The following is a 13421-nucleotide window of genomic DNA, read 5'->3' on the forward strand; positions in this document are numbered from 1 at the left end:
AAAAAAATTTATTACCTTGACTTGTTCCCTCATTCAAGGCACTGTAAAAGTACGATTTTTTTTTAAAATTCAAAATCACATACAACTTTTTATGCAAGTTTTATGAAAATTTTATGATTTAAAACTTTTGCACTTTTCACTAATCCCAAAAAAGAGATATATGATCTTTCACAAAAATTGACTATCAAGGTATTGAATGAAAAAGGGACTGTTTAAAATTAAAATTAGATAAGAATATTATATAGGTTTTAGCCTTAAATATTAACTAATTTTAATACAATTTACCGGCTATAATTTGCTAATTATCACCGATAAAACAGGATTTTCATGTGAAATTGAAAGATCTAAGCTTCTAAATGAAGCAAAATTTTCCACAAAATGAAAATAGGAAGTAAAAAACATCTCAAAATACATTTGCATGACTAAAAAAAAGACAAAATATACCTGAAAAAACTACCATAAAATTTTCAATAAAAAAGACCTAAATTACTTTAGGTCTACTGGAATATGGCTTAGTAAATTATAGTTTTTAATAACACATCGAAAAACGTTCTATTATTAAAATTTTGTAAATTATTAATAATTATACAGTCACCAGTCTTTCATTTATTTTACTTCTTACTTTTTAATGAATTTTATTGCTTTTTTCTGATCTTTTAGTTGCAAAATGTATTGCCCTTTTGCAAGTTCCTGTACTGCAATTTCGCCTTTCTTGATCTCGCCAGACTTTACCAGCTGTCCCACAGCATTGTAGATAACAAAAGAAGAATTATCTGCCCCGTCTAAATGAATGATATCCGTAGCAGGATTTGGATATAACTTGATCGATTTTGACTTTACAACATCGCTCGTTCCAAGCGTTGCTGCAGGAAGTACAAGGCTTTGTGCATACGTTAAAGGGTCTGCAGTTGGAGCAGCAGTTTTTTCCTCTTTAAATACAATTACCCCTCTGTTATTAACTGGCTTCAAAATGTTAATATAGCTTTTAGGTCTATTTAAAGTAGCCATTGGAATATATTGTTGAGGCCAAGCAAAGTTTCCATTATCATCCAGCAAAACAGCGTTTAATGATGTTGAAATCGGTGCGGCACCATTTATTTTTTCTACTACGAAATAGGGTTTTCCATTCGCAAAAAACAAATCGCCCGTATGCATCATAATATCAGATGATATAGGAAAAACTTGTTTTGCATTGTCTGTAAAGAGTCTATTCCCAGTGGCTTTGTCAAATTTTTGTACATATTCTCCTCCCGTTCCTTGTGCACTGCCAGTATAATTTGCAATTGCCCATATATTTTGCGAACCGGGAGCAAAAGCCACTTTAATATTTTTTTCAAAGTTAGTTTGGTTGGTATCAAAATCTACCCCATTTACTCCCCAAGGTAGACTACCATCAGGGTTTACTCTCTGTAAATATGAGTCGAATCTGTTATTCTGCCCGCTTGAGTAGCCATAATAAACATTGTTTCCATCTGCAAAACCAGAAAAAAGAGTTGTAGGAGTGGTTGTTTGTGTGCTAATTTGCTTTGCACCATCTGCCCACAGAATAGTTCCGTTTAAATCTAATTTTTGAGCAAATAAATAGCTGATCTGTGATGTAGCCATTTTATGAAAAATAATTTCTACTTCATTATTTCCTAAATCATAAATATCTGCAGGAAGAGTTCTTTTTGTAGTATCATTAGAAACTATTTCCACTGGATTTGCCCATACAGGCTGTCCAGCAGCATTGAATCTTTGCATCTTTAAATAAGGCTGACTATACTGACCGTGAGCTGTTATAATATCTCCATTTTGCAACGGGAGAATTGAAGGAGGAAACCCTTCGCCAATATTAATACCGTTCGCCCAGACAGAAGTGCCTTGAGGATTGATTTTAAAAACATGTACAGATTTTGTAGTACCAGTACCACTTACCCCCAAATAAACATTGTTTGATGAATCTGATACTATTTTACTAATTGCGGTATATGTAGTCATAGGAATTGTATTGCTCAGCATAATACCATTTGTTCCTAATTGCTTATTACCGTTCTCATCTAGAATTTGAAGCCACAATTCATAATTTGCCGGAGCTGCTACTTGTTTCCAATATCCGATAAACGTCTTACCATCATTAGTTGTTGTGGAAAATGAATATCCGTTTCCGGTATCCACTACAAATAAGTTTTGATCAGTATTAGGATTCCATTGTGCGTATGATGCAGAAATCATGAACCCTGTACATAATAATGTAATTAATTTTTTCATATTCTCTATTATTCTTTTTTCTAGAACAAAGGAATAAAGTATTATCAAAGTATAATTGCAAAATATTACACAGTTACCACCTATAGACTGAAAACCCTCCACACATGAACCACACACCTGAACCTAATTATTTAAAATACAACAATTTAGAAATCATCAAGGTATTTCGACAAATCTTCTTTTGTATTGGTAAGATCTAATTTTTTTCGCAATCTTGTGCGTGAATTTTCTATGGTCTTTGGGGTAACATTCAATAAATTTGAGATCTCTTTAGTCGATAATCGTAGCTTTAACATTGCTGCCAGTCTTTTATCGTAATTGGTAAGATTCTGGTGTTTCTGTTCTAAATTTTTATAGAACGATTCATGAATCTGTAAAAAATGATATTCAAAATCTTCCCAGGTATTTGGCTTTACACTTATCTTAATCTCATTTATAATTTCTGAAATCTCTTCAGCATGCTGATATTTTGTTTTCAGCGCATTTACCTTTTCGAGGATAGATTTAAAAATAGAATCAACTTTTTGTTGCTCCATTGATTGATATACCAATAATTTTTCTTTCATGTGGTTATCAAACTCCAGTTCTTTTTCTCTTGCCTCGATCAGTTTTTTCTCAAGATTTAAAGCTTCAGTTTTATTTCTATAATTAATTGTATATAAAATGCAGATCACAACGATTAACAGAAAAACTACCAGAATAATGATATAAACTAAATTTCTTTTTTCTTGTTTTAATTCATTTACCTTTTGTTTTAGCTCATATTCATGCTGAGCTTTTATTCTTTCTACATTGACGGCTTTTTCCTCAATATTCAGCATTTCTCTTATTGAATCATATTTTTTAAAAGCAACAGCTGCATTTTTATAATCATCATTGAGAAGATAGGCATTATATAAATTATCTAAGTATCTTATATTATTAAAATCTACAGAATTTTTTTGAGTAAAATCACCAGTTTTCTCGGCATATAATAATGCTTTTGGAGCGTTACGCCGCTCGATGTAAAAAGCTGCCAGATTATAGTTGACATTATAGTTGGCTTCTGTATCGGTGATCTTATTTTGCTCTAAAATATCTTTGGCCTCCAGCAAATAATTTTCTGACTGGCTATATTCTTTTTTACTAAAGAAGAGCTTGCCAAGATTTGACATTACAAATGCTTTTAAAGCAGGGTCATTGTGATCTTTAAAAATAACCTGACTTTTTTGAAAATAATATTGGGATGAGTCGTATTTAGATAATGTAAAATAAGCATTGCCCAGATTATTCAGAGCCTTGATCATTCCATCCTTATTATCTCTTTTTTGGTAAAAGCCTAGTGCTATTTTATAATATTTAATCGCTCTTTGAGGATCATTAAGCTGCGCATAGATGAAAGCAAAAAAACTATTCACCTTGGCTAATTTTTCAAGATCTTGCTTTTCAGTAAATATAGTATGAGCTTTGGTACAATATTCTAGCGCTTCGTCAAAATGATTCATATCAATATAAACCTGAATCGTACTAAGATAAAAATCTCCAAGATCCTTCTCTGAAACTATTTTTTTAGCTTTTTGAATATATAGATCTGCTTTCTTTACGTTTTTATACTTTACTTGATTAGCCGAATCTATGAAAGTGGCATAAGAATTTTCATTTTGTGCATTGCAAAAATGTGACAGCGAAAAAAATATTAGAACAAAAAATAGTTTTCTTTTCATCATTTACATTTACTAGAAAAATGATCCCAATTGGGATAGAATTTTAAATTCTTATTTAAATTTATAAAATATATTTTAATACGGAGTATAAATAGATGGTTTAAATAGATTATTATATGTTTTACTGTAAATACCACATACTATTTGTCTGAAAGTCTCGCAATACTTATATTCAATTATAAAAGAACAAATTTTGTAGGCTTCCAAGTTTTAGAACTGACCAAAATATTGATATTTTTTCACAAATAAAAAAACCGCAATCAATGATTGCGGTTTAATATTGTAGCGAAGACGGGAATTGAACCCGTGACCTCAGGGTTATGAATCCTGCGCTCTAACCAACTGAGCTACCTCGCCGTTTTGGTGGTGCAAATATATAAAATATTCTACATCCTCCAAAATTATTTTACATTAAAATATTGCAAAACATCACCTACATGATTGGGCTTGCTGATAATCTTATTGTTAGCGTCTAAAATAAAATATGTTGGTGTTGCGTGAATATTATAAATTTCTGCAAAAGAACTGTTCCACCCTCTCAATTCTGAATCATTGATCCAAGGGAATGCAGCAATTTTTGTGGTATACGCATTTTTGTCAGTATCTAAAGACAAACCGATGATCTGAATATTTTTCGCCTGAAGATCTTTGTATTTGGTTAAAAGTTGTGGTAACTCATTTTCGCAATGTGAACAGGTCGAAGACCAAAAAACAATTACTTTCTTATCAGCTTTTACATCAGCAATTGATTTTGCATTGGTATTTACCGCAGAATGAAATTTATAGGCCGGGAAAACTGCACCAATATCTGTAGCAGCATTAGACTTTAAGGTAGAAGCTAAACGATCGGTAATGGTACATTTTAAATTCTTGGCTAATGTGAGATATTTAGTTTTAAATTCAGTCATATCATACACGTCGAAAATATCAATTAACTCTGAAAGCACAGTCTGGCCTCTAGGTGTTTCAACATTTAATGTATTAATTAAAGTATCCACAGAGGTATTAACATTAGTATTTCCGCCTACATTAAGATATGAAACGAGGATAGGGCGTAAAAGAGACGAACTCTCTAACATATCGTTTGATTTATCGATAAAATTTACAATTTCTTCTTTGGTAACTTTCTTTGCAGGATTATTAGAAAGAAATTTATTATAATTGGTATTATAATAATAAACAAACGGGTGTTTTTCCTGGTCGATACTTCCAGTGCCTGAGAGTCTTCCCATTTCACTGATTAATGCCTTCCCAAATTCTGTATTGTCTTTATAATATTCTTTAATTTGAACCAATGCAGGAAGAATTATTTCTTTTTTCTGCGAAGACTCCTGAATAGCATTCATCAACTCATTTGATTCATCCTGATAGATGACATTCTGAATTTTATTGGCCTTCGTTTCAAGTTTGATATTGATATTTTTATTTTCAGAAATAAAACTTACAGAATTGTTGGTATTGGGAAAATACACTTTCATCATCCCTGAATAATTTGTGGGATACTTAAATGTCCATACATTACCTTTACTTTTTTCTTTGGTAAAAATAATATCTTTGGAACCATTCAATGTATACAAAACAGCTTCTTGCTCATTAAAATCCGGCTGCGACTGGATATTTACAGAAAACTGTCCGTTCATTGAAAATGCCAAAAGCATTCCAGACAATACAAATAACTTTTTCATAGTGTAAAAATAAAAAAACTCTCCGACTAATCAGAGAGTTTCAAATATTTTAATTTAATTTTTATATTTTTTGAGTTTTGTATTTTTTAGCAAAATAAGCAATTGCCAAAATTGCAACAATCATTAATACATAAACATACATATCTATTGGAGAAGTTACATCACATGGTGGAGCATCAAGTATACCGCATGGAGCACCAGGAGTATTACCTTGAGCCTTTGCCAGACTTACAACTAATATAGAAAATACTAAAAATATTTTTTTATCAAAAAATCTCGTCATACTGCTTGTTTTATTTGATTAATATTTTGGTATTTACGATATTTCCGTCATTCCCTACAACTTTTACTACGTATACGCTTTTTAACGTAGAATCAAGTCTGATCACATAGTCAGCATCAGCTTTTACTGATTTTTCTGAAATAACAAGCTTTCCACTTGCATCAAAAACTTCAACTGAAGCAGACTTCCACGCCGGATCAAATCTAACGATATAATTTTTGATATTAGGATTGTATACAACTAGTGTTCTAGATAGTGGTTTAGCCTCGTTAGTGTTTAATGTAACATTTTGAGGTGCGCCGTAATACAGACCATAGCTAGAATTTGTTACAGGAATCACATCACCTTGACTAATCTGCACTGCCTGTCCGTTTGCTACAGTATAATAGAAACCAGTACCGCCAGACAATAAATGCGTAGCAGCAGGAACTAAATTAACGTCATCTCTAATTTCAAATTTTAGAGAGGCTACATTCTGTCCGAAAACACTTAGATCAATTCTTTTCCCAAGATAATTTGACTCATTTGCTTCATTAATATATAATCTATAAGCAGAAGAATAGTTAGGATCAATACTACCATTAGGAGTTTCTTCAAATGTTTGAATAATTGCAGAGCTGGTAGTCATTGCCTGTACCGAACTTATATGAGCATCGGGAATATTACCTGTGGTGAATTGCGGAGCCACAACATAATATGTTTCTCCGATCTGATTACCGTTTGCATCTAATGCCAACACTCCTAATTGTTTAATACTACCTGTAGTATTGGTGTTTTTAGCAGCAGTAACACTATAAGAAGTACCTTCTACTCTTGGAATATAACTGAATCTTCTGAGATTATCAAAATCCATCTGTTGAGAAGCAGAACTTCTCAATTTAATTTTAAATGTACCTAATGGTCTTACCATTAAAGCAGCACTGACACTACCAACTGGTTTATGTGTATCAGCAGTAAAGGTAACCATCTGAGAAGGTGCATACGTAGACGTACCTCCCGTACCAGAATTATACGCAACACCCTGAGGATCAGTAACGATACCCCAAATATTATTAATTGCATTATTATCATTAACAGATCCTCCCTCCGTAAAGCCGATCATTGATAAATCAATATTAGTTAAGTAAGGATTTGAAAACTGATAGATGAATTGACCAAAACTACTTGTTGCCACGTTCCACGGAGTAGCGTTATCAAAAGGATCGTAAATATAAGTATTGTACTTTTCCTGATAAACATTTCTATTATTACCACCCGCTCCAAAAGTTGCCGGAATAGATGATGGAGTTAGAGATATTGTATTACCACCGGCTATCCCGTCTGCATACGGCACTCCTTTCACCGTATGTAATGTAACAGGATTCAGGGTTGTAGCTCCCAATGTAAAGTAAGCAGTTCTGTCTGCTGCAGTTGTAGCCGAAGCGACATCTATCGTAATACCTGGAGTATTAAGACTTGTAATTGGCGTAGAAGGCGGATTAGAACCATCAAATCTCAAGAACTGATTACTCCATTTCAAGATCTCTCTACCCTGCCATCTTAAATTATTAAAATTCCCAGCCAACTCAGTACTAAGGCTCGAGAAGGTTTTCCCAATAAAAGGAATACCAATTTGCTGATAAGCACCGTGTTTTGTAGCAGCATACTCCTTATCAACTACACCTGTAATATTACCTTGGGCAATACCTTTAATGTACAGCTGACCGTAAGGAGAAGTAACTGGCGAAGCAGTATCGTTAATTCTTATAATTATATTAGATCCATCAAACTTATTTGATGCATCTGGATTAATGGTTTTCACCACATCAGAACCGCTGCCCACGACCATCATGTTTCCGTGCAAATCAATATTGCCGGAGCCTCTGGTTTGAAGACCTCCACCGTTATAAACGAGGGTTCCGTTACTTACATACATTTTAGCTGTGTCATCTACATGAAGTAGAACCGTCTGCGCCTGAACAGATAAACCGGTTGCTAAAATCCCGATTGTTAATAAATTTTTTTTCATTGATGTATATTGTTTTTTTGTGTTAAAAAAAAATATTCGGTGTAAAGATATGACTTTTTTCTAAAAAAAAATTAAAATCACTTATTAATCAAAATATTATCTTTAGAAAGTACAATCTCGTCTTGCTCCCCTACCGTAAACATATAATCTTCTAAAACCTTCTCTGTAGTTCCACGTAATCCTCTGGCTCCCAAACCTTTTTCCATCGTTTCATCGACAATAATTTCTACAGCTTCATCTGTGAACACCAGTTTTGTACCGTCCATTTTAAAAAGTTCTACAAACTGATTGATAATAGAATTCTTTGGCTCTTTCATGATTCTTACCATCGTCTCTTTGGTCAGTTTTTCGAGATAAGTAATAATTGGAAATCTTCCCAAAAGCTCAGGAATTAATCCAAATGAGCGAAGATCGATGGCATTAATATTTTTTAAAACATATTCGTCTTCTCCTACATTATTGATCTTTTCTGCACTGAAACCAATCGCCTGCTTATTCATTCTTCTTTCGATGATTTCTTTAATACCATCAAAGGCGCCTCCGGCAATAAATAATATATTCTGAGTATTTACCTGAATATATTTTTGATCAGGATGTTTTCTACCTCCCTGCGGCGGAACATTCACTATACTTCCTTCCAAAAGCTTCAATAAACCTTGCTGTACACCTTCACCAGAGACATCTCTCGTAAGACTCGGATTATCAGATTTTCTTGCAATTTTATCGATCTCATCAATGAAGACAATTCCTTTTTCTGCTTTTTCTACATCATAATCTGCAACCATCAAAAGTCTCGAAAGAATACTTTCAACGTCTTCACCTACATATCCTGCTTCCGTTAAAATCGTCGCATCAACAATACAGAAAGGAACATTAAGCTCTTTGGCAATGGTTTTAGCCAAAAGCGTTTTTCCTGTTCCCGTCTCACCAATCATGATGATATTTGATTTCTCAAGCTCTACTTCCCTGTTTTCATCTTTCGCATGAAGCAATCTTTTATAATGATTGTACACCGCAATTGCCAGTTGTTTTTTAGCCTGATCTTGCCCAATCACGTATTGGTTTAGAAACTCTTTTATTTGTTTTGGTTTTTTTAGTTCGTCAATAGACTCAGCCGGTGAAAACCCCGCTGGCGAAACCGTATCTTTTACAATTGAATGTGCCTGCTCTATACAGTTTTCGCAAATAAAGCCATTCTGTCCCGAAATCAGCATTTGTACTTCATTTCTTTTCTTACCACAGAAAGAACATTGGTTTGGATTCATTTTTATATAATATATTATGTAAAGAAAATCGTAAAAAATTTCTTTTTTACGACCTTCTTTATATTGTTAAGAATTAATAATTAAATTTTGTATTTCGGAATATTCTTCCGCTGAAAGTTTTAATCTTTCGTTTCGAAAATTCATCTCTTCAACTTTATTTAATGGAATCAGATGAATGTGGGCATGGGGAACTTCGAGTCCCACTACAGCAACTCCTACTCTTACACACGGAATTGCATTTTTTACTTTTTTAGCAACTTCCTGAGCAAAAGCCCAAAGATTTTTGTATTCTTCAGTCTCCAAATCAAAAATAAGATCTACTTCTTTTTTTGGAACAACCAGTGTATGACCTTTTACCAAAGGCATTGCATCTAGAAATGCCACAAAATTATCGTCTTCAGCAATTTTATATGCAGGAATTTCTCCGTTGATGATTTTCGTGAAAATTGAGCTCATTTTTTTAAGTTGAAAGTTACAATTTTTGAGTTTTAAAGTGTTATTTCTAAAACTTCAAAAGATAATTTATTACCATTTGGAAGAACGATCTCTGCAGTTTCCCCAACTACTTTCCCCAACAGACCTTTTGCAATAGGTGTATTTACTGAAATTTTACCTGACTTCAAGTCGCTTTCGTTATCAGGAACCAATGTGAAGACCTGTTCTTTTTTGGTGTCGTTATTCAAAAGTTTTACTGTTGTAAGGATAGAAACTTTTGAAGTATCAAGCTGAGTTTCGTCGATTACTTTAGATGTGGTAACAATATCTTTAAGTTTAGAAATTCTCATTTCCAACATTCCTTGTGCTTCTTTGGCTGCATCATATTCTGCATTTTCAGACAAATCACCTTTATCTCTTGCTTCTGCAATCTGTTGAGTAATTTTTGGTCTTTCAATTTTCTCCAGTTGCTCAAGCTCGGCTTTCATTTTATCTAATCCTTCCTTAGTTACATAGCTCGCCATAATTTTAAAATTTAGTTTTAGTATAAAAAAATAATCCGACATTTGCCGGACAATGTTTTTGCGTGTTAATCGTTATTGTTTTACAAATATATAAAAATTTATCTTCAAATGAAAAAAACTTTCTCATTCATATCAATTTTCATCTTGCTGACATTCAGCTTTTTAAATATAAACTCATGCAGTAATCGGGATGATACAGTAAGCTGTTTTCCTAATTCTACAATCAACGTAAATTTAAACCTGAATCTGGCAGCTTATAATGACCTTAACTTCGTGGGGAAACCTATTTACATAGACGAACAGCAGTCTGGCACAAGAGGATTAATTGTTGTGAGAACCCTTGACAATCCGGCATCGTTTAAAGTATATGACAGAAATGCACCTCATCTTTGCCCGGATAATAATACTACGCTTGAAATAAAGAATGGCAACAGTATATTTTGCCCGAAAGATAATGCAACATGGATCTTAATAGATGGAACTCCAACCGCCGTATCTTCTCTTCCCCCAAAAACTTATTTTTGGAATTATGATGCAGCAACAAAAAATTTAAGCTTATACAATTAATGAAGGTAGTAATACAAAGAGTTTCTGAAGCTTCGGTAAAAGTTGATGGAATTGTGGTGGGTGAAATAAATAAAGGCTTTATGCTCTTGATCGGGATTGATGAAAACGATGAAAAAACAGATGCAGACTGGCTTGTACAAAAAATTTTGAACCTCAGAGTTTTTAGTGATGAAAATGACAAACTCAATCTGTCTGTTAAAGATATTAACGGAGAGATTTTGTGCATCAGTCAATTTACCTTAATTGCTGATTACAAAAAAGGCAACAGGCCATCTTTTATAAAAGCAGCAAAACCTGACAAAGCAATTCCGCTTTTTGAATACTTTAAGGAAGAGCTTTCAAAATCTGATTTACGATTAGAGAGTGGCATTTTCGGAGCCGACATGAAAGTTTCGTTAATAAATGACGGCCCTGTCACCATTGTAATGGACTCTTTTACAAAACAATAATACTTAGCAATCGTCTCTTTCTAATGAAACAATATTTTCAATAGATTAACTCTATTAAATTCGCAAAAATAACCGTAAAAACACGGTAAAAAACACCGTATTTTCCCTGATATTTAAATATACAGCAGTAAAAGTCATCTTTTATCAAATACATACTATTTTTTTTATCTAATTTTATGTACCAAAACTAGATTACTATGAAAAACTGCTACCTTATTGTAGCCCTATTGATAATGGGTTGCCATATAAATGCACAAGTGGGTATCAACACAGATAATCCCAAGTCGACATTGCATGTTCAAAAGAGAGCCGAGCTCACTTATCCGGATGGTATAATCCCGCCGAGAATTTCCGGGGATTCCCTCAGATTGAAAGAGTCAGCCTATACAGTTGCTCAAAATGGAGCTATCGTTTACGTAACAAGCCCTGTAACCACCCCTAACCCAACTGATTTTCCTAAAACTCAGGATGTGATTACTACAGGATTCTTTGTGTATGATGCGTATTACACTCATCCCAATAGTACCCAAGGAGTCTGGAATAAAGTTCTTGCAAATGATTTAGGAATGTCTAAAGCAACATATGCGGCAAAATTTACTGGAAATCTGTCCCTTGTCAATATAAGCCTTGGCCTATTCAGCAGTACTTTTAATTATCTACCGTTAAGTACTTCGGGTAGTACGGTTACTACTGAAATTGCATCCTCACAAATTATAAATAATGAATACGTGGTACCTTCTACAGGTATTTATCACGTCGATTACAGTTTTAGAACAGGACAGGGTGTTTCTGCTCAGCTTTTATCGAATAATCCGCCAGGAATCGCTATCGTAAAAACAGTAGGGGCAGGAGGAACAGCTGTAAGTACACTTTTAGATTACAGGGTATTCGGAGGTGTAAATCTATTAGATCTATCCGGCATACTGGGACTAAATCTCGTTGTAATCAATATAACACTTACCCAAGGACAAATAAGTCATATTTACAAACTCAATGCAGGAGACAGACTACGATTTGGCTTAGTACAAGGTGGGCTTAATTTAGGAGCTATATCAGACAAGTCTGCAGAGCTTTCAATTTATAAAATCAGGTAACACAAATTCATCATAATAAAAAAAGCTTTCTTAACTATAAGAAAGCTTTTGATGTTTTTGTTAACTAACTACTTTATCGTACAGGTACACTGCTGAAATTTAGTGCAACTTTCAGATTCATATCAGAGCTTGTTTGGTTCTTCAATTCGTAAACAGTTCTTACCGTTAAGCCTGAGCTTTTTACTACGGTATCCAGAAAGCCGGTATCATTTAAATCTAAATTTAAACTTGAAGAATTGGTATCAATAGCGGATCTCGAAGCCACTAATTTTTCGCCAGTTCCATTTGAAGAAATATAGATTTTCACAGATTTCAAAGCACTTAAGTTACCACCAACTGGTGAAGCAACAGAAATTTTAGCATCTGAAATTCTTACATCTTTAATCTGGGCATTGTTGTTTCCGCCCACCCAAGTCTGCACATTTGATGCAGTGGCAGTAGAAGAAACCTCTTTATCTGCAGGCACTCCCGTCGATACCAACACATTGGTGGTATAAGGAAATGTATTCTGTACAATAGACTGTACCGCACCACAACTTGCCAATGCCATTGTGGAAACTATTGCTAATGAAAATATATTTTTCATAATAATAAAATTTGAAAATTACATTTGCATAAACTATACCAATTTATTCTATTCTTACAGAAAACCGACCAACATTATCTCCATCTGCCATCAGATTCTTACCGATGATAAGTGCAACTTCTCCTCTGCCAGAAATTTTATACGAAATATCTCTTCCAAACGGACCGTCGTATTTTCCGTCTGGTGTTTTAATTTGATTAAAACGAATATTCATATTATTATTTTCAGGCATTATGGTCGCTTTCAGTTGATCTTTCTTATAGTTTGTTATTCTTACAACTACTTTTTGGATCTTATCTGTAAATTCACATTCTAATGTGCTTGGTAATCTTTCGCCATCAATCAATTTTACGATTTCACCATTTTGGGTGCTTACATTTTCATCAGCTTTCGGCTCTACAGACTGTAAAGTATCGTCCCTTTTAATGGTTTTCGAAGAATCTAATGCTGAAGTGTTTTCGCGTTGTTCTGAAACGATAACCGAATCTGTTTTCCTTTCTTGAGAAGGAACCGCTTTTTTGCATGACACAATCAATAAAAGGCTTACTAGTAAAACTGAATTTTTCATGACA

General features: G+C 33.6%; 13 protein-coding genes and 1 tRNA gene. 3 read left to right on the plus strand and 11 right to left on the minus strand.

The window, feature by feature from the left end; all coding sequences use genetic code 11:
* Positions 1 to 618 precede the first annotated feature (618 nt).
* The 9 genes from OH814_RS18275 to greA all read right to left on the minus strand — a co-directional run bounded on the left by OH814_RS18275 (position 619) and on the right by greA (position 10153).
* Complete coding sequence (locus OH814_RS18275) at positions 619 to 2250, minus strand: T9SS type A sorting domain-containing protein (protein WP_308829148.1); 1632 nt, start codon at positions 2248 to 2250, stop codon at positions 619 to 621.
* A gap of 146 nt (positions 2251 to 2396) precedes the next feature.
* Positions 2397 to 3953 (minus strand): tetratricopeptide repeat protein, encoded by a 1557-nt coding sequence (locus tag OH814_RS18280; protein WP_308829149.1) that lies wholly within the window; start codon positions 3951 to 3953, stop codon positions 2397 to 2399.
* A gap of 283 nt (positions 3954 to 4236) precedes the next feature.
* Positions 4237 to 4310 (minus strand) — tRNA-Met (locus OH814_RS18285).
* A gap of 44 nt (positions 4311 to 4354) precedes the next feature.
* Positions 4355 to 5638 carry a TlpA disulfide reductase family protein gene (locus OH814_RS18290; RefSeq protein WP_308829150.1) on the minus strand — a complete coding sequence of 428 codons (1284 nt, stop codon included), beginning with the start codon at positions 5636 to 5638 and terminating at the stop codon, positions 4355 to 4357.
* Between the two features lie 61 nt (positions 5639 to 5699).
* Positions 5700 to 5921 carry a signal peptidase gene (locus tag OH814_RS18295; protein ID WP_308829151.1) on the minus strand — a complete coding sequence of 74 codons (222 nt, stop codon included), beginning with the start codon at positions 5919 to 5921 and terminating at the stop codon, positions 5700 to 5702.
* 10 nt (positions 5922 to 5931) lie between these two features.
* Entirely contained in the window at positions 5932 to 7929 is a 1998-nt protein-coding gene (locus tag OH814_RS18300; RefSeq protein WP_308829152.1) for a T9SS type A sorting domain-containing protein, read from the minus strand.
* Positions 7930 to 8006: 77 nt separating this feature from the next.
* Complete coding sequence (gene clpX / locus OH814_RS18305) at positions 8007 to 9194, minus strand: ATP-dependent Clp protease ATP-binding subunit ClpX (RefSeq protein WP_201133311.1); 1188 nt, start codon at positions 9192 to 9194, stop codon at positions 8007 to 8009.
* A 66-nt stretch (positions 9195 to 9260) separates the two neighbouring features.
* Entirely contained in the window at positions 9261 to 9650 is a 390-nt protein-coding gene (locus OH814_RS18310) for an HIT family protein (RefSeq protein WP_123886854.1), read from the minus strand.
* 32 nt (positions 9651 to 9682) lie between these two features.
* On the minus strand, positions 9683 to 10153 hold the full coding sequence (gene greA / locus OH814_RS18315; protein WP_076560052.1) for a transcription elongation factor GreA: 471 nt from the start codon (positions 10151 to 10153) through the stop codon (positions 9683 to 9685).
* Between the two features lie 108 nt (positions 10154 to 10261).
* On the opposite strand from greA, the gene OH814_RS18320 reads away from it, so the two are divergent.
* The 3 genes from OH814_RS18320 to OH814_RS18330 all read left to right on the plus strand — a co-directional run bounded on the left by OH814_RS18320 (position 10262) and on the right by OH814_RS18330 (position 12263).
* On the plus strand, positions 10262 to 10720 hold the full coding sequence (locus OH814_RS18320) for a hypothetical protein (protein ID WP_308829153.1): 459 nt from the start codon (positions 10262 to 10264) through the stop codon (positions 10718 to 10720).
* Positions 10720 to 11169 carry a D-aminoacyl-tRNA deacylase gene (gene dtd / locus OH814_RS18325; protein ID WP_123886853.1) on the plus strand — a complete coding sequence of 150 codons (450 nt, stop codon included), beginning with the start codon at positions 10720 to 10722 and terminating at the stop codon, positions 11167 to 11169. Before OH814_RS18320 ends, dtd begins: the two co-directional genes overlap by 1 nt.
* Positions 11170 to 11366: 197 nt before the next feature.
* Positions 11367 to 12263: a hypothetical protein gene (locus tag OH814_RS18330; protein WP_308829154.1), complete on the plus strand. Its 897-nt coding sequence runs from the start codon at positions 11367 to 11369 to the stop codon at positions 12261 to 12263.
* Between the two features lie 73 nt (positions 12264 to 12336).
* Here OH814_RS18330 and OH814_RS18335 read toward each other — a convergent pair whose 3' ends face one another.
* On the minus strand, positions 12337 to 12849 hold the full coding sequence (locus OH814_RS18335; RefSeq protein WP_308829155.1) for a hypothetical protein: 513 nt from the start codon (positions 12847 to 12849) through the stop codon (positions 12337 to 12339).
* Positions 12850 to 12892: 43 nt separating this feature from the next.
* A complete protein-coding gene (locus tag OH814_RS18340) occupies positions 12893 to 13417 on the minus strand; it encodes a hypothetical protein (protein ID WP_308829156.1) in 525 nt (174 codons plus the stop codon).
* Positions 13418 to 13421 lie beyond the last annotated feature (4 nt).

It is taken from the genome of Chryseobacterium sp. CFS15, assembly GCF_031118795.1.
Classification (GTDB): Bacteria; Bacteroidota; Bacteroidia; order Flavobacteriales; family Weeksellaceae; genus Chryseobacterium; species Chryseobacterium indoltheticum.